The 19,844-nt window shown below is 60.8% G+C and carries 18 protein-coding genes and 1 pseudogene; 6 read left to right on the top strand and 13 right to left on the bottom strand.

Translation table 11 applies throughout. The features are described 5' to 3' along the window. Positions 1–76: 76 nt before the first annotated feature. The 5 genes and pseudogenes from G5134_RS09695 to G5134_RS09675 all read right to left on the bottom strand — a co-directional run. A pseudogene (locus G5134_RS09695) lies at positions 77–175 on the bottom strand (AAA family ATPase); the annotation flags it as partial. A gap of 157 nt (positions 176–332) precedes the next feature. After that, entirely contained in the window at positions 333–1,028 is a 696-nt protein-coding gene (locus tag G5134_RS09690) for a hypothetical protein (protein WP_065017921.1), read from the bottom strand. Between the two features lie 446 nt (positions 1,029–1,474). Continuing rightward, complete coding sequence (locus G5134_RS09685) at positions 1,475–1,951, bottom strand: GNAT family N-acetyltransferase (protein WP_065017920.1); 477 nt, start codon at positions 1,949–1,951, stop codon at positions 1,475–1,477. A gap of 54 nt (positions 1,952–2,005) precedes the next feature. Further along, complete coding sequence (locus tag G5134_RS09680) at positions 2,006–2,269, bottom strand: hypothetical protein (RefSeq protein WP_065017919.1); 264 nt, start codon at positions 2,267–2,269, stop codon at positions 2,006–2,008. Between the two features lie 243 nt (positions 2,270–2,512). Then, positions 2,513–3,550, bottom strand: coding sequence for a Mal regulon transcriptional regulator MalI (locus G5134_RS09675; protein WP_065017918.1), 1,038 nt, complete (start codon positions 3,548–3,550; stop codon positions 2,513–2,515). 280 nt (positions 3,551–3,830) lie between these two features. Between G5134_RS09675 and malX the strand changes: the two genes are divergently transcribed. Both malX and G5134_RS09665 read left to right on the top strand, forming a co-directional pair. After that, on the top strand, positions 3,831–5,402 hold the full coding sequence (gene malX, locus G5134_RS09670; protein ID WP_065017917.1) for a maltose/glucose-specific PTS transporter subunit IIBC: 1,572 nt from the start codon (positions 3,831–3,833) through the stop codon (positions 5,400–5,402). An 87-nt stretch (positions 5,403–5,489) separates the two neighbouring features. Continuing rightward, a complete protein-coding gene (locus tag G5134_RS09665; protein ID WP_065017916.1) occupies positions 5,490–6,686 on the top strand; it encodes a MalY/PatB family protein in 1,197 nt (398 codons plus the stop codon). 62 nt (positions 6,687–6,748) lie between these two features. Here G5134_RS09665 and G5134_RS09660 read toward each other — a convergent pair whose 3' ends face one another. From G5134_RS09660 to G5134_RS09650, 3 genes are all read right to left on the bottom strand, one after another. Further along, entirely contained in the window at positions 6,749–7,039 is a 291-nt protein-coding gene (locus tag G5134_RS09660) for a hypothetical protein (protein ID WP_065017915.1), read from the bottom strand. A 41-nt stretch (positions 7,040–7,080) separates the two neighbouring features. After that, positions 7,081–7,215, bottom strand: a complete 135-nt coding sequence (locus G5134_RS09655; protein WP_268038277.1) for a hypothetical protein — start codon at positions 7,213–7,215, stop codon at positions 7,081–7,083. Between the two features lie 195 nt (positions 7,216–7,410). Continuing rightward, on the bottom strand, positions 7,411–9,300 hold the full coding sequence (locus G5134_RS09650; protein WP_065017913.1) for a PTS fructose transporter subunit EIIC: 1,890 nt from the start codon (positions 9,298–9,300) through the stop codon (positions 7,411–7,413). Positions 9,301–10,035: 735 nt separating this feature from the next. Here G5134_RS09650 and G5134_RS09645 point away from each other — a divergent pair. Next, positions 10,036–10,185 (top strand): hypothetical protein, encoded by a 150-nt coding sequence (locus G5134_RS09645; RefSeq protein ID WP_081050850.1) that lies wholly within the window; start codon positions 10,036–10,038, stop codon positions 10,183–10,185. A 74-nt stretch (positions 10,186–10,259) separates the two neighbouring features. On the opposite strand, the gene G5134_RS09640 is transcribed toward G5134_RS09645, so the two are convergent. Both G5134_RS09640 and manA read right to left on the bottom strand, forming a co-directional pair. Beyond that, positions 10,260–10,766 carry a hypothetical protein gene (locus G5134_RS09640; protein WP_017766110.1) on the bottom strand — a complete coding sequence of 169 codons (507 nt, stop codon included), beginning with the start codon at positions 10,764–10,766 and terminating at the stop codon, positions 10,260–10,262. Positions 10,767–11,001: 235 nt separating this feature from the next. Further along, positions 11,002–12,201, bottom strand: a complete 1,200-nt coding sequence (gene manA, locus G5134_RS09635) for a mannose-6-phosphate isomerase, class I (RefSeq protein WP_065017912.1) — start codon at positions 12,199–12,201, stop codon at positions 11,002–11,004. A 129-nt stretch (positions 12,202–12,330) separates the two neighbouring features. On the opposite strand from manA, the gene G5134_RS09630 reads away from it, so the two are divergent. Continuing rightward, a complete protein-coding gene (locus G5134_RS09630; protein ID WP_005298937.1) occupies positions 12,331–13,206 on the top strand; it encodes a helix-turn-helix transcriptional regulator in 876 nt (291 codons plus the stop codon). Positions 13,207–13,408: 202 nt separating this feature from the next. Then, positions 13,409–14,662 (top strand): NADP-dependent isocitrate dehydrogenase, encoded by a 1,254-nt coding sequence (icd, locus tag G5134_RS09625; protein ID WP_005298939.1) that lies wholly within the window; start codon positions 13,409–13,411, stop codon positions 14,660–14,662. A 77-nt stretch (positions 14,663–14,739) separates the two neighbouring features. On the opposite strand, the gene G5134_RS09620 is transcribed toward icd, so the two are convergent. The 3 genes from G5134_RS09620 to G5134_RS09610 form a co-directional block, all read right to left on the bottom strand. Continuing rightward, the gene (locus tag G5134_RS09620) at positions 14,740–16,194 is read right to left on the bottom strand and encodes a SulP family inorganic anion transporter (RefSeq protein ID WP_065017910.1); all 1,455 of its coding nucleotides are present in this window, start codon (positions 16,192–16,194) and stop codon (positions 14,740–14,742) included. Positions 16,195–16,488: 294 nt separating this feature from the next. Beyond that, positions 16,489–16,665, bottom strand: a complete 177-nt coding sequence (locus G5134_RS09615; RefSeq protein ID WP_005298942.1) for a hypothetical protein — start codon at positions 16,663–16,665, stop codon at positions 16,489–16,491. A 334-nt stretch (positions 16,666–16,999) separates the two neighbouring features. After that, a complete protein-coding gene (locus tag G5134_RS09610; protein ID WP_065017922.1) occupies positions 17,000–18,331 on the bottom strand; it encodes a D-serine ammonia-lyase in 1,332 nt (443 codons plus the stop codon). Positions 18,332–18,688: 357 nt separating this feature from the next. On the opposite strand from G5134_RS09610, the gene dsdC reads away from it, so the two are divergent. Then, the gene (gene dsdC, locus G5134_RS09605) at positions 18,689–19,657 is read left to right on the top strand and encodes a DNA-binding transcriptional regulator DsdC (RefSeq protein WP_065017909.1); all 969 of its coding nucleotides are present in this window, start codon (positions 18,689–18,691) and stop codon (positions 19,655–19,657) included. Positions 19,658–19,844: the final 187 nt, after the last annotated feature.

Genomic DNA, 19,844 nt, shown 5'->3' with positions numbered 1-19,844 from the left:
GAAGGAAGTGCGCACTAAAGTAGCGTAAACAAGACACCGGTTTGAGGCCGGTGTCAGGTGATAACTAGATCTGTACATCCAGATTGACCTCGTGGATAGTCAACCGCTCAGCCCATCGAGCCGCCAACCCGCTCTTGCCCGATCCCGAGTTGCCAATAATCAGAATTCGTTTCATCTTTGAGTGCTCTTTTCTGGAACAGATATCTGGAGGCTGGAAAGTAGAGGTGATGACGCGAATGTCCGAATACGCTTCGCTATTCGAACCTACGGGCTATCAGGATTTATGGTCAAATTTGGTATCACCGCACATCTGCGTTATAGATAATTTTATTTTACTCATCAGCCATTAGATGGATTTCTATCTCGCCGATTAGATTTGATTTTTTGCGTCTGTACTCGTCGATAGCATAAATTTTATTTTCTTTATCTTTGGGTGGTACAGGTGTTTCTGGTAGCTCCTTAACCAAAATAATGCATTCTTTTGCGACCAAATCCTTATCAGCTAAATCACAGATATTATCCATTAACTTTAATATTTCATCTTGCACGTCATCAATCTTATCTACAATGTCAGTGGCGAGCATAGCTCCTTTTGCTCCGCGTTTAATGCTTTCCAGTTTATTAAATACTTTATGAATGGAACCAATAATTCCAGTTCTAGCTTCCACTCTGATTACATCGTGGTGTTTTGCCTTAGTTTGATATAAAGATTCCGATATGATGGCATCCGATAACCATTTTGCATCAGAATACAGAAGTTGAAGGCCCTCTCTGAAATCTTTATAAGAACTAATGCCTTGAAGTAGAAGCATTAGTGTGCCAATCACAGTTACACGAGCTTTTATTGAGCCATCTTCAAACTCAATATTGATATCAAGACCTTCAGATAAAAAGAACTCAGTGCGAGTTAAGGAAAACCTTCTTAAATTTTCCTTGAATAATTCTAACTGCTCATCTGTTTCCATTCCTCTCGGCTCAACATGAATGTAAGCCTGGCTAAGAATGTTTTTGTTTATATAGTCTGCCACAGTATCATCTTAATTTGTGTTGGTGGTTTAATCGCCAAAAAATTGTTGTTTAAAAATTAACATCGACTTCAATCGTCCTTGGAAATGACGATAAATATCACAATTATTGAAATCATCTACATTCTGGCTAAAGAAAATAAGCGGTGTGATTTCTTGTGTCAGCACCAGTTTCTACGCTTCGACCACTTGTATATTGAGCTGTATAGAGAGGCCAAACCCCACGCTACCGCCCGTGGATTACAGCCTCCAGCCTGCTGCGGTCATCCGGCGATGTGGTGGATGGCGAAACGGCTGCACAGATGTGTCTCTGCAAGAATGGTTGCCAAGTGGACATCTTAACCAAGGTGACTGGGTGGCAAAACAAGAGGCTGATAAAAACCAGCCACAGATCAATAAATTGCTTGGTAAGGATGATGTGTTGGCTGCCGCCCACCGGTAGCAACGGGTTACTGGCCGCTATGGAGCGGGTTATTGGGTTCCAGCATCAGTGAAAGCCGCAGCATATCCTTGTGCTGGATACCGTGCTCCATCAAGGGCTCCGGATAGTGGATAAGGAAGTGATCCTTGATGACGCCATCCACGCGAAAGCCGTGGCGCTGGTAATAGGTGAGCTGGTGGCCGAAGCTGCCGGTACCGAGCTCGACGCGGTGTACCCCTTTCCCGGCCAGGCTGATCAGCACGAAGCGCAGCAGGCCGGAGCCGATGCCTTGCCGCTGGCGATTGGGGGCAACGGAGATATTGAAGATCTCGGCCGTTTGCTCCCCCACCAGACCCGCCACACAGGCGCCCACTACCTCGTTGCCCGCCAGGGCGGCAAAGCCCCAGGCGCCGGACAGATAGGTGGCAATGCGCTGCTCTGCGGGATCGGCCTCCAGCAGCAGCGCCAGCGGCAGTTGACCGGGGGCCATCTCGACAAAGGTCATCTTTATTTCTCTTTTATCTCGCTCTGACTGTCCGGGGGCGCCGTCTTCTGGGCCTCAATATTCCAGAAACTTCTCGCCGCAGCGCTCGCAAATCAGGTGCTTTACATGGGTGGCCTGGTAAGCCAGCGTTTCGCCAAACGCCCAGTTGGTGATACTGCTGGAAGTAAAAGCTTGCCAGAAGGCTTTGCGCGGATCCTTGGGCATGATGTCCTGAGTGTGATCGCGGGCGACCAGCACCACGATATGGCGGGTGCGCTCCCGGCATTTGTCACAGCGATGGATTTCACTCGGCGGGTTCTGGCCGTGCGGGTTGCTCATACAGGGGCTCGTGAAGAGAGTGGGTGCCCATCATATTCCTCTCCACTTGGCTCTCAATATCTCCTTGCCAACCCAGTGAGCAGGCTCACATTTTTGCGCCCGCGCTTTTCTGCTTGACCACAACACCCCCTTGCCTGGCGCCGCAACAGGGGGCCTCAAGCCGATGCCCGTTTTTGCGGTTTGCTGATGAGCGGTGACGATATGGCAAATTCGGTCTGCTGCAGACGGACCTGCCTTGCCAACTCAGGCCGACGCCCGCTTCTGCAAGTTGGGGGTGATGATATGGCGGTTGGGGGCGAGCTCTGGTTGCTGCATCCGGGTCAGCAGTCGTCTTGCCGCCTGACGGCCGATTTCGCGGGCTGGTGAGCTGACGAAGGTGAGGGCGGGGGAGGTGAGTTCGGCCTCTGCCACGTCGTCAAAACCGAGCAGGGCCACCTGCTGGCCGATGTAGTTGTCCTTGCCCACGGTGCGGCCGCTCGCCTCGACGCCATAGATGGCGCCGAGCGCCACCTCGGGGTAGTGGCAGAGCACGGCGGTCACCTTGGGGTGCTGGTGCAGCAGCTGGGCGATGGTGTCGGCGGCGCTGCGCTGGGTGCGCTCGCACTCCAGTACCCACTCCAGTTTGAAGGGCAGGCCATATTGCAGCAGGCTGGCGCAGTAGCCGCCGATGCGCTCGGCGCGGGTGAGGGAGTCGGCCCGCCCGCCGACGTAGGCGATATGGCGGTGCCCCTGCTCGATCAGATAGGTGGTGGCCTGTTGGGCGGCGTGGGTGTTGTCGGGGCCGATAAAGTCGACGTCATCCCGATAGTAGGAGCGGGCGGCGCACACCACCGGCAGTTCGGAGTCGAGCAGGGTCTCCAGGGTTTTGGCCGCCGCGCCGCGCACCGGATTGAAGATGATGCCCGCCACCCCCTGCCGTGACAGGGAGTGGATGCTCTGCTGCAGCCGCTCCGGGCTGTGGCCGCACTGGGTCAAAAACAGCAGATAGCCCTGCTGCTCCAGCACCTCGCTCACCCCGGCGGTTACCTCGGTATAGAAGGGGTCGGTGATGTCGCGCAGGATCAGCCCCACCAGATTGGATTGCTGGCTGCGCAGGTTGGCGGCGGCGCTGTTGGGCACATAGTCGAGCTCTTTTATCGCCTGTTGCACCCGCTCGGCGGTGGCTGGGGAGATGCGCCCCTTGCCGTTGAGCACCATGGAGACGGTGGTGACCGACACTCCCGCCCGCTGGGCGACATCGGTGATCTTGGTGGCTTTGGCAGAGAGGGATTTGGGCGACATAGGGCGAATGGACGACGGACAGTTGAGAGAGAGGCCCCAGCATACCTGCTTGGGTTGCCAAGTGAAACGTTACATCACCATCTGGCCGATCCGGCTCACAAATTTGGATCCTGCTGCCAGTCAGCCCCCTTATTCTGTGATCATGTCGGCACTTGTAAGTTGATAAAACGTTTTATCATCCAGCAAAACCTGATGCTGACCCGCGCCTTTTGCTTCGAGATTGCCTCGAGCGGGGGAGGGCAGCCGCAGACATTGCTGTCTATTCACAAGGAGCCGTTTCATGGCCAAGCCTCAAGCCAAATCCACCATCTGGGAGTTCCTGCAGAGCCTCGGCAAGACCTTTATGTTGCCGGTCGCCCTGCTGGCCTTCTCGGGCATTTTGCTCGGTGTCGGCAGCTCGCTCACCAGCGATGCGGTCAAGCAGAGCATGCCCTTCCTCGACAATACCGTGCTGCAACTACTGTTCCTCTGGATGACCAAGGTGGGGCTGGTGGCCTTTATCTACCTGCCGGTGATGTTTGCGGTGGCCATTCCGCTCGGGCTGGCGCGAGAAGAGAAGGGGGTTGCGGCCTTTGCCGGTTTCGTCGGCTATGCGGCGCTCAACCTCTCCATCAACTTCTACCTGACCGTGGCCAACGTCATCGGTGACGCGGCGGCGGAGAAGGCCTACGGGGTGAAATCGATCCTCGGTATCAGCTCCATCGACACCGGGATTCTGGGGGCCATCATCGTCGGGGTGATCGTCGCGAAGCTCCATGCCCGTTTCTACACCTACAAGATGCCCGATGCGCTCGCCTTCTTCGGCGGTGCCCGCTTCGTGCCCATCATCACCGCACTGGTGCTGGGTGTGGTCGGCTTGGTCGTGCCGTTCGTCTGGCCCTGGTTTGCTGCCGGCATCAACGGTATCGGGGCGCTCATCTCCCACGCCGGTCCCTTCGGCCCCTTCCTGTTCGGTACCGGTGAGCGTCTGCTGCTGCCACTCGGCCTGCACCACATTCTGGTGGCGCTGATCCGCTTTACCGAAGCGGGCGGCACCCAGCTGGTATGCGGTCACGAGGTGAGCGGCGCCCTCAATATCTTCTACGCCGAGCTCTCCTGCGCCGACACCACCGGCTTCTCGGTCTCTGCCACCTCCTTCCTCTCCCAGGGCAAGATGCCTGCCTTCCTCGGCGGCCTGCCGGGTGCGGCGCTCGCCATGTATCACTGCGCTCGCCCGGAAAATCGCGGCAAGATCAAGGCGCTGCTGGTCTCCGGCGTGGTGGCCTGCGTCATCGGCGGCATCACCGAGCCGCTGGAGTTCCTGTTCCTGTTCGTGGCGCCGGTGCTCTACGTCATTCACGCCATCCTGACGGGTCTGGGCTTTATGACCATGGGGCTGCTCGGCGTCACCATCGGCAACACCGACGGCAACCTCATCGATTTTCTGGTGTTCGGCGTGCTGCAAGGTACCGCCACCAAGTGGTATCTGGTGCCGGTCGCGGCCGCCATCTGGTTTGCCATCTACTACAGCGTGTTCCGCTTCGCCATCGTGCGCTTTAACCTCAAAACCCCTGGCCGTGAAATCGAAACCAGCGAGGCTGCCCAGCCCGCAGGCAAGAAGGCCGGTAACAGCGGTTACAACGGTGAAATCATCCTCAACGCCCTGGGCGGCGCCGATAACATTCTGGCGCTCGATAACTGCATCACCCGCCTGCGGATGTCGGTGCAGGACATGAGCCGGGTCGATGACAAGGTATTGAAAGCGAACGGCGCCATCGGGGTGATCAAGCTCGACGAGCACAACCTGCAGGTGGTGATCGGCCCGCAGGTACATCTGGTGAAAAACCAGCTGCAGAGCCTGATGGGGGCCTGAACCGGCCAATAAGAACCGAACGGGGGGCGCAAGCCCCCCTTGTTTGCCTCTCCAAATATGTCTCCTGTTTATGGAGGGAGAAACTTCATGCACGATATTTATGACTTCGACCGCGTGGTCGACCGCCACGGCACCTACTGCACCCAGTGGGACTATGTCGCCGACCGTTTTGGCCATGCCGACCTGCTCCCCTTTACCATCTCCGACATGGATGTCGAGACCGCCCCCTGCATTTGCCAGACCCTGGCAACCCGCCTTGAGCACGGGGTATTTGGCTACAGCCGCTGGAATCACGACGACTTCAAGGGGGCGGTGAGCAACTGGTTTGCCCACCGCTACGGCGCGAGCCTCGACCCCGAGACGCTGGTTTACGGCCCTTCGGTCATCTATGTGATTGCCCAGCTGGTGAGCCTCTGGTCGGCGCCGGGTGAGGGAGTGCTGGTGCACACCCCGGCCTACGACGCCTTCGGCAATATGCTGGCCGCCAACGACCGGGTGCTGCTGCCTTGCCCGCTCAAAAAAGCAGAGGGGAGTTACCAGATCGACTGGGAATGTTTCGAGCAGCAAGCGGCCCGCCCTGATTGCCGGATTTTGCTGCTCTGCAGCCCCCACAACCCCACCGGCCGGGTCTGGACGCGGGATGAACTGGGCCGGATGGCCGACATTTGCCAGCGTCACGGGGTCAAGGTCATCTCGGACGACATCCATATGGATGTGAGCTTTGCCCGCTACCTGCCGTGGAGCGAGGTGGCGCCGGATGACAGCTGGGCACTGGTGAGCTCGGGCTCCAAATCCTTCAATATTCCGGCCCTTGGCGGCGCCTATGCCTTTATCGCCAACGCTGGGGCGCGGGCCGCCTATCTGCAGCGGCTCAAGGCGGCCCATGGCCTCTCATCGCCCTCCATTCTCGGGGTGCTGGCCCATATCAGCGCCTATCGGGACGGCGCCGCCTGGCTCGATGCCCTGAAAAGCTATCTGCACGGCAATCTCGCTCATGTGGCGGCGCGGCTCAACGCCGCCTTCCCCGCCATTGACTATCGGGTGCCCGAGGGAACCTATCTCGCCTGGATTGACTTGAACGGCCTCGGCATCGACACCACCGAGCGGATGGATGCGCTGCAAGCCTTGCTGGTGGAGAAATACCGGGTCGCCATCATGCGCGGCGACACCTATGGCCCCGAAGGCACAGGCTATATCCGCCTCAACGTCGGCTGCCCACGCTCGAAGGTTGACCAGGGGCTTGACGCCCTGATCGGCGCGCTCACCGAACTATTGAGGGATTAATGGAAGGGAGACACCATCAGCGGGCCGCCTCAAGGGCGGCTCGTTGCATTTGGGGAGGCCATTTAGCGTGGCTCTTCGGTGCGAAACAACACCTTGCCGCAGGCGAGGCAGGTATGGCGAAAGCGGTGATCAAACCAGCCGGTCTGGGGGTGACCGAGCACCTTGTCCGAGCCGCAGGCACAGCAGCGGGCGCTGAGCGTATCCCCGCAGGCACACTCGGGATGGGCGCTCAGGTACTCGGCGCGAGTGGGCAGGCGCAGCCAGTCGGGGTGGGCGTGGCGCCTGTCCCAGAAACGCATGGCATAGAGGCTGGCCGCAAGGGCAAGCAGGCTGAACAGCCATAAGAGGTCCATGATGTAACTCCTTGGTGAAAAAACGCGATAAGGGGCCTGGATCAGAGAATGACACGGCTGCGAAACAGCACCTTGCCGCAGGCACAGCAGCTGGCGTTTTCACTATCGTCGGTGGCGCATTCGGGATGGTGGGCGAGGCACAGGGGCAGGGTGAGCCGTACATCCGTCAGATCCATCTGTGCAAGGCTCCGTCCATGTGTGGTCGCCAGGCCGGCTGGCAGGGGAAGGCACAATATGGCTCCTATCTTATCGATCCTGTGGGTGAGGTCGCCATCCCCGTTCGGGCGGCTGACGAAGGGCTTGCTGCCTGATGCCGGGATAAAAGAAGGGGCCCTCGGCCCCTTCTGTCGCAGGTACTCTCAAGTCCGTTATCAGGCCACCTGACGCCCCGGCCGGGTGCGGGCCAGCAGCCCCTCCGGGTTGTGGATGGCCTCCCGGGTCTTCACATCGATGACCTCGATATGGGCGAAGCGCTCCCTGTTCTTGATGGCCACATCGTGGGCCAGGATGACGCAGCGGGCGTTTGCCACGTCCTTGGCGCTGATGCGGTTGATGATGCCGTTGGCGCCCTGGGTTTCCACTTTGAGCTTGATGCCGGCCTTGGCGGCCGCCTTTTGCAGGCTCTTGGCGGCCAGGAAGGTGTGGGCCACGCCGGAGGGGCAGGCGGTGATGGCCAGCACCTCGGCTTCCCCTTCCGCCTCGATGATCTGGTACTCCTCCTGGCGCTCGCTGCTCTCTTCGGTGTCACTGACCGGCTTTTTCAGCAGGTTGACGATAAGGGCCGTGGTGAGGGCGCCGAGCAGGGTGCCGAGGATATAGCCCATCTTGCCCTCCACCACCGGCAGTACGATCCAGCCACCCCAGGGGGCGTGGTTGATGCTGTGCATCAGAAAGCCGGTGATGTTGCCGACGATGCCGCCTGCGACGATGGCCGGGATGACCCGCACCGGGTCGGCGGCGGCAAACGGAATGGCCCCCTCGCTGATGCCGATCATGCCCATGATGGCGGCCGCCTTGCCCGCTTCACGCTCCTCTTTCTTGTAGCGCTTGGGGGAGAGCAGGGTGGCCAGCGCCATGCCGAGCGGCGGTACGCAGATGGCGATGCCGACCCCGCCCATCAGCCAGGGCTGGGTGTTGACCTGGGTCTGGGCGAACAGGGTGGCCACCTTGTTGATGGGGCCGCCCATGTCAAAGGCGGTCATGCCACCGAGGATGGCCCCCAGCATCACCTTGCCAGAACCCGCCATGCCGGAGAGCCAGTGATTCATCCCCTCCATCATGGCGGCGATGGGGGCGCCGATCACCCACATGACGATGCCGCACACCAGGAAGGTGCCGATCAGCGGATAGATGAAGATGGAGCCGAGCGAACTCATGGAGTCCGGCAGCTTGATGCGTTTGAGCTGGTTGACGATGAGGCCGGCGATAAAGCCCACCAGGATGGCGCCGAGAAAACCGGTGTGAAACTGCTGCACGGCAATCCAGGAGCCGATCATGCCGGGGGCCAGGCCCGGTTTGTCCGCCATGGAGTAGGCGATGTAGCCGCCCAGCACGGCGGTAAACAGGGTGAGCCCGGCAATCCCCATGTCGGCCATGTCCTTGAGCACGCCCGCCTCGGGCACGGCGCCCTTGCCGCTGATCATCACCGACAGCGACAGCAGCACGCCCCCCGCGACGATGAAGGGGATCATGTGAGAGGTGCCAAACAGCAAATGCTGCTTGAGGGTGTTGAGCGGGGCCTTGATGCCGCGCTCCTGCGGCTCTGCCGGCTGGGCAGGTTGCGCTTGGGCGGGGGCGGCCGGGGCTGCGGACGGCCCTGGTGCGGCCAGCAAGGCGAGTACCTCGGCGTGGCTGGTGGCCGCCTGCATGCTGGCGATGAAACCGGGTTCCAGCAGCTTGGTGGAGAGCTCGGCCAGCACCTCGATATGGTGGTTGGCGCCGCCGGCCGGGGAGGCAATCATGAAGAACAGCTTGGAGGGCTCGCCATCCTCGGCGCCGTAGTCGATGCCCTGGCGGCTGATGCCGACCACGATGGCAGGCTCTCGCACCGCCGCGCTCTTGGCGTGGGGCAGGGCCACCCCCTGTTCGAAGCCGGTGTTGTCGAGCGCCTCTCGCGCCCAGAGGTCGCGCACAAACTGCTCCTGACTGGCTATCTTGCCGCTGGCCTTGAGCCTCTCGGCCAGTTCGACAAACAGCGCCTGCTTGTCGCGGGCCGCAAGATCGAGGCAGATCAATCCTTCATCTATCAGGGTGGTGAGCATGGTTCTCTCCTGGCTGGTGCCGTCCGAATGGAACGGGTCCTGTTGAAAACGGTGGTGTAACTGGTTGACCTGCCTATTGTTTCTCCCAAGTGCCTCGGCCGAAATCGGACATATGTGCCCTTTACTGGATTTTTGTGTTGATGGCGCCTGCCTGTGACCCTGCTCGCATTTTGTTCGGTTAGTAAAGACCGCGGGTGATGAACAAAAAAAGCTTTAAAAACAGATGATTATTCTTGGTGTGGGGGCAATTCATCACCAGTCGACGGTTGGGTGGTCTGCTCTTTGTGGGCTGAAGGATGGAGATTTGTGTGCTCCCGTGGTCAGCAAAACTGTGAGCCGCTCGGCAAAAGCGGCTGCCTGGCTCTGGGCGGCGCTTATGGTGGCGGGGCTGCAAGGGACGAAAACACGGGGCGTGAAAAATTAGTGCATAATCGGCGCCTTGAAAAGGGCGTGTGAACTCGCTACGAGATCACTTTAAGATACTGATATTTAATGGTTTACATCTCATGCACAGGAGCGGAAAGCGAGCCTTTTGAGCTCATTTAGATGGTTTTACGAGAGACGTTTAATCATTTTTTAGATTGCTTTGTGCATATCCAATCGTTTATTTAGTTGGACAGTTTTGGCAAACCGGAAGTCAAACTTGATGAACCGACAGGCCAACGCCCTTGATGCGGAGTGTGCCGTCAACCCGTTTTACTTGTCATGTTCACCCAGATGTAAGGAGACATCCTGATGGAAAATTTGGCCCAAAATATCGACACCATGCGCGAAGAGTTCAAGCAACAGGAGCGCAAACAGGCCCACGACAAATGGCAGGCCAGGGTCGAAGAGCTGCAGCAGATCCGTACTGAAGAGCCTCAGTCGGAGGCGGTAGAGGAGTGACCTCGCCATGGGCCCGGCGCTGATGCGTGTGGCCCGGCTGAATGCAAAACCCCCGCCTGTATGGCGGGGGTTTTTTATTGCAACTCGATGGCGTTGTGGTTCTGCCACTGGCGCAGGCGCTGTTTGAGGGAGCCATCGCCAGGGGGGATGAAGTCATCCATCAGGTAGCAGCGGTTGTCGCCGCTCTTCTGAAAGTGGAGGCTGACGGTCTGCGGCTCTTTCTGGGCGTCGGAGAGGGCGAACAGATAGTGCATCCTGACCGTTACCCCTTGCTCTTGCTCCTTGGCCAGGGTGAAGCTGACGGGTTCGCTCACCTCGCCATCCTGGGCGTTGATCCAGGGGTCTGCATCGATGGCACACACCTCGCCGTCGGCGTTGCACTCGGCCTCGCTGCTCAGCACGGCAAAGAAGTCGGGGGTGAGCAGCGCCTTGAGCGGCGCCGGATCGGCGTAATAGAAATCCTTGTGCTCGCTCCAGAACGCCTTGGCCAGCCTGAGCGCCACCCCCTTGTCGCAGGCGGCGTGCACCGGGCCGCCCAGCAGCGCCAGCAGTAAAACGGATAGTCCACAGTAGCCTTTCATGATGTTCTTCCTGAACTGGGGCCGGCTGGCAGTGCTGCTCCGGCGGGTATCAAGGCGTGTGATAGCCAGACGGGCATGATAGCCAACCCGGCAGAGGGCGACAGCAGGATCTGATGATTTTATGCCGCACATCAAGAAATTAGTCGGCAAAGGCGGAAGTGGACAGTGGCGGTCACTGCCAACAACAAGGGCCATCCTGGATGGCCCTTGTTGTCATGGCTCGATTTGAACCGGCTTAGCAGCGGTTGCCGGCGCGGGCGACCCGGCCCTCGGCCAGCAGCTGGTAGCGGCCGGTGGCGGCCGGGATGAAGGCGGACTGACCCTTCTCGAGGCGCAGGGTGTCGTCACCGCGCTTGAGGATCACTGCCTCGTCGATGGCAAACAGGATCTCGGCGCTGGCAGTGGTGAGCTGGTGCTCGCCCGCCGGATAGACGCTGAAGGTGAAGTCCGGCACCGGCACCTCGAAGTGCTGCACCGCCCCTTCCTGGCGGGGGGCAAGCAGGATCTGGTCGTCCGGCTTGGGCAGGCAGCGGGTGCAATCCAGCAGCTCGGCCACGTCTATGTACTTGGGGGTGAGCCCGGCGCGCAGCACGTTGTCGGAGTTGGCCATGATCTCGAGGCCGGTGCCGCGCACATAGGCGTGCGGGGTGCAGGCGTCCAGATACATCGCCTGACCGGGCTGCAGGGTCACTACGTTGAGCAGCAGCGGCGAGAACAGCCCCACATCCCCCGGGTACTGGGCGGCCAGGCTGGTGATGAGAGCGAAGGTCTCCTCATCCTGATGGGTGGCGGCAAAGGCCAGCAGGCCCGCCAGTGCCTCCTCCTTGCGCGCCCCTTCCAGCACCAGCAGCTGGTGGAAGAAGTGCTGCAGACCCGCTTCATTCTGGCTGGCGGCGAGGGCGGCGACCAGCTCGGCAAGGGCGGGCAGCTTGACCCGTTCGAACAGCGCCAGGATGGCCGGGATGGCGCGAAAACCGTTCATCGCCTGATAGGGGGTGAGGGCAAACACCAGCTCGGGCTTGTGGTTGGGATCCTTGTAATTGCGATTGGCGGCCTTGGGCGAAATGCCGGCGGCCTCTTCCTTGGCAAAGCCCGCTTCGGCCTGCGCCTTGCTCGGGTGCACCTGAATGGAGAGGGCCTTCTCGGCGCACAGCACCTTGAACAGGAACGGCAGGCTGCCGAAACGGGCCTGGGTGGCCTCGCCCAGCACGGCGGCGGGGGCGCGCTCTATCAGGGTCGAGAGCTTTTGCGCCTGCCCGGCCAGCATGACCTCAGAGCAGCCGTTGGGGTGGGCACCCATCCACAGTTCGGCCTGGGGCTTGCCCGCCGGATTGGGGATGCCGAACAGGGTGGTGAGGGCGTCATGGCTGCCCCAGTCGTAGCCTTGAATCGGATTTTGCATTGACAAAAAAGAGGGCAGATCGCGACTGCTCATAAGGGATGCCTCATTTGGTGTGCAGAAAAACGGGTGCAGAAAAGGGTGGCATTGCTGCCGTGGACCGGACTATAACATGGGCGGTCGCGGGCACCGCAACCGCTTGCCTCTCTCTTGATCAGGATCAGCATGTCTCTTGTCTTCAGCCAGTTGCTCGATGGCGCCCTCCACGAGCAGGCCCCCTTCGACCAGATCTGGTTTGCCCAGGATCAGGGGGTGCCGCCCGGTTTCAGCTATCAGGTCAACTTTCCCCGCCTCGAGCTGGTGTTCAGCGGCGAGTACCGCAACCAGATCTGGGACAGGGAGCAGGGTTGCCAGGAGATCTGCATCGCCCCGGGGCAGGCGCTCTACATCCCCCCCAACGGCTGGAACAAGCCGCTCTGGACCACCGACTGCTCGGTGCTGAGCCTGCTGTTCGGCAAGCGCCAGCTTGGCTTCAGTCTGGTGAGCAAGCGGCGGGAAGACCCCGATTTCTTTGACGTGCAAAAGCACAGCATCATGGCCAGGGCCGGCCATGTGAACGAACACATACTGGCGGCACTGAACGTGCTGACCGAGGATCCCGCGCGCTCCCCCACCGACAATCACCTGCTGCAGGCGCTGCTCACCAGCGTGCGCCAGCTGCTGGCCGAGTCGACCTTCGAGCGGCCGCGGGGGGCCGAGCTGTTTCACGGGATCTGCATCTATATCCAGGAGAACTTTCACCGCCCCATCAGCCGGGATTCGATCGCCCATCGCTTCAACGTCTCGGCCAGCCACCTGTCGCACCTGTTTCGCGAGCAGGGGCACATGCGCCTGGCCGATTACATCAGCTGGGTGCGCATCGATCGGGCCAAGTTCATGCTCAAGAAATACCGCTTTCGCCTCGAAGAGGTGGCCAGCCGCTGTGGTTACAGCGATGTGAACTATTTTTGCCGGGTGTTCAAGCAAAAGACCGGCTTGACCCCCTCCCAGTACCGGGCGCTCAGCCAGCCGCAGGGGCAGGCCGAGGGGCTGGCGGGATAAGCAGGGATGCCGCCGGAGCCTGCCCAGCTCAGGCGCCGGCGGGGCTGCTTCGGATCCGCAGCAGGCTGAATGGACGCATTGTGATCCAGTGCGCGACTATGGTCTGACATGCGTGCTCGCCATTTGATTCTGCCAATGGATGGGCTTAAGATGGCCGCGCGCAACTTACAGATTGATAACAAACGGAAGTTAGGAGATGCCGATGGAAAGCAAAGTAGTTATCCCGACCCAGGGCCAGAAAATCACAGTCGATGCCAACGGCAAGCTGCAGGTTCCCAACCATCCGATCATTCCGTTTATCGAAGGGGATGGCATCGGCGTGGACGTGACCCCGGCCATGTTGAATGTGGTGAATGCCGCGGTCGAGAAAGCCTACAAAGGCGAGCGCAAGATCGCCTGGATGGAGATCTACACCGGCGAGAAATCGACTCATGTCTATGGCGAAGGTGCCTGGCTGCCGGCCGAAACCCTGGATTTCATTCGTGAATACTGCGTGGCCATCAAGGGCCCCCTGACCACCCCGGTCGGCGGCGGTATTCGCTCCCTCAACGTGGCCCTGCGCCAGGAGCTGGATCTCTACATCTGCCTGCGTCCGGTCCGTTACTACGAGGGCACCCCGAGCCCGGTCAAGCGTCCTGATCTGACCGACATGGTGATCTTCCGCGAGAACGCCGAAGACATCTACGCCGGCATCGAGTGGAAAGCCGACAGCGATGAAGCCAAGAAGGTGATTTCCTTCCTGCAAAACGAGATGGGCGTGAAGAAGATCCGCTTCCCCGAGACCTGCGGCATCGGCATCAAGCCCATGTCCAAGGCCGGTACCGAGCGTCTGGTCCGTGCCGCCATCGAGTATGCCATCGACAACGATCGTGACTCCGTGACCCTGGTGCACAAGGGCAACATCATGAAGTTCACCGAAGGTGCCTTCAAGGATTGGGGCTACGCCCTGGCCCAGAAAGAGTACGATGCCCAGCTCATCGACGGCGGCCCCTGGTGCTCCTTCAAGAACCCGAAAACCGGCAAGACCATCGTGGTCAAGGACGTCATCGCCGACGCCTTCCTGCAACAGATCCTGCTGCGCCCGGCCGAGTATGACGTCATCGCCTGTATGAACCTCAACGGCGACTACATCTCCGACGCGCTGGCGGCTCAGGTAGGCGGTATCGGCATCGCGCCGGGTGCCAACATCGGCGACGGCGTCGCCCTGTTCGAAGCGACCCACGGTACCGCGCCGAAATACGCCGGTCAGGACAAGGTCAACCCGGGCTCTCTCATCCTCTCCGCCGAGATGATGCTGCGCCACATGGGCTGGGTTGAGGCGGCCGACCTCATCATCAAGGGGATGGAAGCGGCGATCCGCAACAAGACCGTCACCTATGACTTCGAGCGTCTGATGGAAGGGGCCACCCTGCGCTCCTGCTCCCAGTTCGCCCAGGACATGGTCGACCAGATGTAAGTCTGTAGAGATGCAAAAGGCCAGCCCCAGGGGGCTGGCCTTTTTTATGGGCGTTTGGTTCCAGAAGCGGCGTTCGGTCAGGTCGCCGGGGCAAAGCGGCCGAGCAGGGCTGCGCTGGCGTCGCTCACGCCTGTCAGCTGCACTTCGGTGCCGGCAGCCTCGAAGCGGCGGCGCACCGTGGTCAGGGCCTCGGCGGCGCTGAGATCCCAGAAGTGGGCGTCACTTAAGTCGATCACCACCCGCTCGAGGGATTCACCTGTGTCAAAGCCGGCGCAGAACTGCTCTGTGCTGGCGAAGAAGACCTGGCCGTGCACCCGGTAGGTGCGGGTGGCGCCGTGGCGCTCGCTGTCGCTGTGCACCAGCAGGGTACGCGCCACCTTGTGGGCGAAGAAGAGGCAGGCCAGCAGCACCCCGGTCAGCACCCCGAGGGCCAGGTTGTGGGTCACTACCACCACGGCCACCGTGCTCAGCATTACCAGGTTGGTGGCCAGCGGCGTCTTGTGCATGCGCAGCACTGAGCCCCAGGAGAAGGTGCCGATGGATACCATGATCATCACCGCCACCAGGGCGGCCATGGGGATCTGGCGGATCCACTCGTCCAGGAACACCACCATGACGATGAGCAGGGCCCCCGCCACCAGGGTGGAGAGGCGGCCGCGGCCACCGGATTTCACGTTGATGACCGACTGGCCGATCATGGCGCAGCCCGCCATGCCGCCCATCAGGCCGGCGGCGATGTTGGCCAGCCCCTGCCCCTTGCACTCGCGGTGGCGATCGCTGCGGGTGCCGGTCATCTCGTCGACGATGGCGGCGGTCATCAGGGATTCGAGCAGCCCCACCACGGCCAGGGCGGCGGAGTAGGGGAAGATGATGGTCAGGGTCTCGAGATTGAGGGGCACCTCGGGCCACATGAAGACCGGCAGGGTGTCCGGCAGGGCGCCCATGTCGCCGACCGTGCGCACCTCGAGGCCGAGGCCGACGCTCACCGCGGTGAGCAGCACGATGCACAGCAGCGGCGAGGGGAGCAAAGTGCCGATGCGCGGCAGGCGTGGGAACAGGTAGATGATGCCAAGCCCGGCTGCGGTCATGGCGTAGACCTGCCAGCTGACGTTGGTCAGCTCCGGCAACTGGGCCATGAAGATGAGGATGGCCAGAGCGTTGACAAAGCCGGTCACCACCGAGCGCGAGACGAAGCGCATCAGGGCGCCGAGGCGCAGGTAGCCGGCCAGGATCTGCAGCAGGCCAGTGAGCAGGGTAGCAGCCATCAGGTATTGCAGGCCGTGCTCGCGCACCAGGGTCACCATCAGCAGGGCCATGGCGCCGGTGGCGGCGGAGATCATGGCCGGGCGGCCGCCGGTGAAGGCGATGATGACGGCGATGCAGAAGGAGGCGTAGAGCCCCACCTTGGGATCGACGCCGGCGATGATGGAGAAGGCGATGGCCTCCGGGATCAGGGCCAGGGCTACGACCGTGCCCGACAGCAGATCCCCCCTGACGTTGCCAAACCACTCTTGTCTGATGCGCTCACGCATGGATTGTTCTCGCTCGTTGCTGGCGCTCTGGGCGCGCGTTGTCGTTATGGGCGCGGTGGCCGCGCGGCTCTAACAAAGGGGAGGGGCAGGGGCAAGGCGCGAACGGGTCGATGTGACGCCTAATTGCGCATGGCAGGCGGCCTTGCGCGGTAACCTGTTGAAACGATGCGGGTAACGATATGAAGCAGGCAGATCCGCACTGTCATGGCGAGAGAACAAAGGAGGCGAGGGGAGGAAGGGGCTGGATAAAAGAGAGCCTTGCAGTTTGGGGCTGCAAGGCAAGGATTCGGATGATTAGGTGGTTCGTTCCAGATGGTGCTGGTAGATCTGCTGCCATTTGTCCTGCTCGGCCTCGTCCCCTTGGGTCTGCCAGAACTCGCAGATGGAGCTGGCGAGTTCGGATGCCATGGCGTGGTCCCCATCACGGCGACTCATCAGATATTGTCCCAGCCAGCTTTGATATTGTTTCATTGCCCGATCTCCTTATCTCGTGTGTCTTGCTGACCGCCGCCAGGCTTTGTGCCGGACGGGGCCATCAGGCCACGGTTTTTCTGCATGCCCTTGATGGTTGTGATCAACGGATTGGGTCGCGATCTCGCCCGAACAGGGCGCCAACGTGGGTGCAGATGTCAAAAAACGGTCACTATCGTATCACAAAATAACCAGCTTGGGGGGATTGTCAGCAATTCAGGGTGTCCAGCTGTCTGGCCGTCTGATGTGTGGGATGGTGAGCAGAGGCGCCATCTTGCTGATCCCACACGAGAAAAACCCGCCAGTCTGGCGGGTTTTATGGCTGAAAAAAAGATCAGAGGCGGGCGCTGGCCAGGTACTTTTCCATCTCCTCGGCGGGCACCATGCCGCCGCCGGTGGCCCACACCAGGTGGGTGGCGCTGGCCATCTTGGCGACATCCAGCCCCTGACCGGCCTGCCACTCAAGGTCGGCCGCGACGCGCCACGGGCCTGCCATGCCGGCCAGCGCCGAGGGTTCCAGCTTGATCTGCTCATCGCGGGCCAAGAGTCCCAGCAGGTCGTACATCTCCTGATCGCTCAGGGTGTAGAAACCTGCCAGCAGCCGCTCCATGGCGCGGCCGACGAAGCCGGAGGCGCGTCCCACCGCGAGGCCATCGGCGGCGGTGAGGTTGTCGATGCCCAGATCCTGCACCGCAATGGCATCGTGCAAGCCGGTGTGCACCCCCAGCAGCATGCAGGGGGAGTGGGTGGGTTCGGCGAACAGGCAATGAACGTTGTCACCGAAGGCGAGCTTGAGGCCAAAGGCCACCCCGCCTGGGCCGCCGCCGACGCCGCAAGGCAGGTAGACAAACAGCGGATGGTCGGCGTCCACCACAATCCCCATGTCATCAAACTGCTTTTTCACCCGCTCACCGGCCACCGCGTAGCCGAGGAACAGGGTGCGGGAGTTCTCGTCGTCGATAAAGAAACAGTTGGGGTCGCGCTCGGCCTCCTTGCGCCCCTGCTCCACCGCCACCCCGTAATCCTCGGCGTATTCCACCACGATGGCGCCATGTTCGCGCAACTTGCGCTTCTTCCACTCCCGCGCATCGGCCGACATGTGGACGGTGACGCGAAAGCCGAGGCGGGCGCTCATGATGCCGATGGACATGCCGAGGTTGCCGGTGGAGCCCACCGCGATGCTGTACTGACTGAAGAAGTGGCGGAACTCGTCTGTGAACAGCTTGCGATAGTCGTCCTCTTCGCAGAGCAGACCGGCCTTGATGGCCAGCTGCTCGGCATGGGTCAGCACCTCGTAGATGCCGCCGCGTGCCTTGATGGAGCCGGAGATGGGTAGGTGGCTGTCTTTTTTGAGTAGCAGCCGGCCACTCACCTTGACCCCATAACGGCCATTCAGGGCGCGCTGCATGGCCGGGATGGCGGCGATGTCGGATTCGAGAATGCCCTTGTTGGCGCGGGTCTCGGGGAAGGCTTCGCACAGGTAGGGGGCGAAGCGGGCCAGGCGGGCGGAGGCATCCGCCACATCGCGGCCATCGAGCCCCACATAAGGCAGACCTTCCACCAGGGTGGTGGCCTTGGGGTTGAACCAGCTGACCGGTTCCAGCGCGATCAGGGAGTGCAGCAGCGGAAACTGCTGGGTGAGTTGTGATACGTCGATGTTTTTCATGGTGTTCTCGGCTTCGTCATTGAACTCGGGCATGCAGGTGCCAGCAGGGTTGCGCCCACCGTGGCAAACCTGGCACAGAGCCATGGGGTCCATGATGGCTGTCGGCCGGGGGCGCCGAGCCCTGTTGAGGCGCTCATAGCGCACCCCGGCATGGGAATAAGCTTGGCGTTATTCAATGCCAACGAGGTGGCCGTGACAAATGATGAAATGAGCGTCTTGGATGAGCTGGATTGATGCAAGGGCGCTACATTCATCACATTGTTGACCTGATGGCGATATTGGGTGGTGTGAGCTGATGCAAGGGGCGCTTTTTCGGTATCATCGGCGCACGTGTTGAAGGGGGGCAATGGGGGCGTCATGTATAAGCAGGATCACCAGGTGGCCAGAAGCCGTATCGCGGGCAACAAGCTGCTCAACGGCTATCAGCTGGCCAGGCTGCACACCTTCGAAGCGGCAGCCAGACACGGCTCCTTTGCGCTGGCCGCCGACGAGCTGGCGCTCAGCCCGAGTGCGGTGAGCCACCGCATAAGCGCCTTGGAGGAGGAGCTTGGCTTCAAGCTGTTCCAGCGTTTTCACCGCAAGGTGGCGTTGACGGCGGACGGGCAGCGGGTGTTCTGGGCGCTCACCTCATCGCTGGAGTTCATCAACCAGGAGATCCTGGAGATCCGTCATCAGGAGCTGTCGGGCCCCCTGACCGTCTTCTCACGTCCCTCCATCGCCCAGTGCTGGCTGGTGCCACGGCTGGCGGATTTCGCCCGTCAGCATCCCCAGATCGAGCTCAACGTCATGACCGGCAACGAGAACATCAACCTGCATGGTTACGGCATCGATCTCGCCCTCTATTTCGACGACAAGACGCCTGCGCGGCTCGCCATCCACCCGTTGATGGACGAGTACATGGTGCCGGTGTGCAGCCCCGAGTATGCCGAACAGCACGGGCTGCTAGGCAACCCGGCCAACCTGGCACACTGCCGCCTGCTCCATGACCGGCAAGCCTGGAGCCAGGATTCCAACGATGACGAGTGGTCCGGTTGGGCCGAGCAGTCCGGCGTGTCGCTTTCGGCATGCAGGGCCAGCATGGGGTTTGATCGCTCCGATCTCGCCATCATCGCCGCCATGAACCACGCCGGGGTGGCCATGGGGCGCCAGAACCTGGTGAGCCAGCGGCTGGCACGGCGCGAGCTGGTGGCCCCCTTCCCGGACATGGCGGTGCGCTGCGCTCAGCGCTACTACATCGCCACCCTGCCCAATTGCCAGAACCCCAAGGCGCAAGCCTTCATCGACTGGGCCTGCCAGCAGGCGCGGGAGAGGGTGCCGGTTTTGTAGAAAAAGAAGGCAGCAGGAAATACAAACAAGACGGACCGTCATCTTCTTCAGAGTGCTTTCAAAACATCGAAGCTGGAAGTTCAGAGGCTACTGTAGACCAAACCTGTTCTGTAGCTGGTGTTTGATTAAAAGTGCGCATATGGTGAGCACGTTTTGGTAATTAGTTGAGGTTTGATATGACGGGCAT

This window comes from Aeromonas sp. 600276 (assembly GCF_049175815.1).
GTDB classification, from domain to species: domain Bacteria; phylum Pseudomonadota; class Gammaproteobacteria; order Enterobacterales; family Aeromonadaceae; genus Aeromonas; species Aeromonas dhakensis.
Note: the sequence above shows the minus strand (reverse complement) of the source record. Positions and strands in the feature narration are given on the sequence as shown.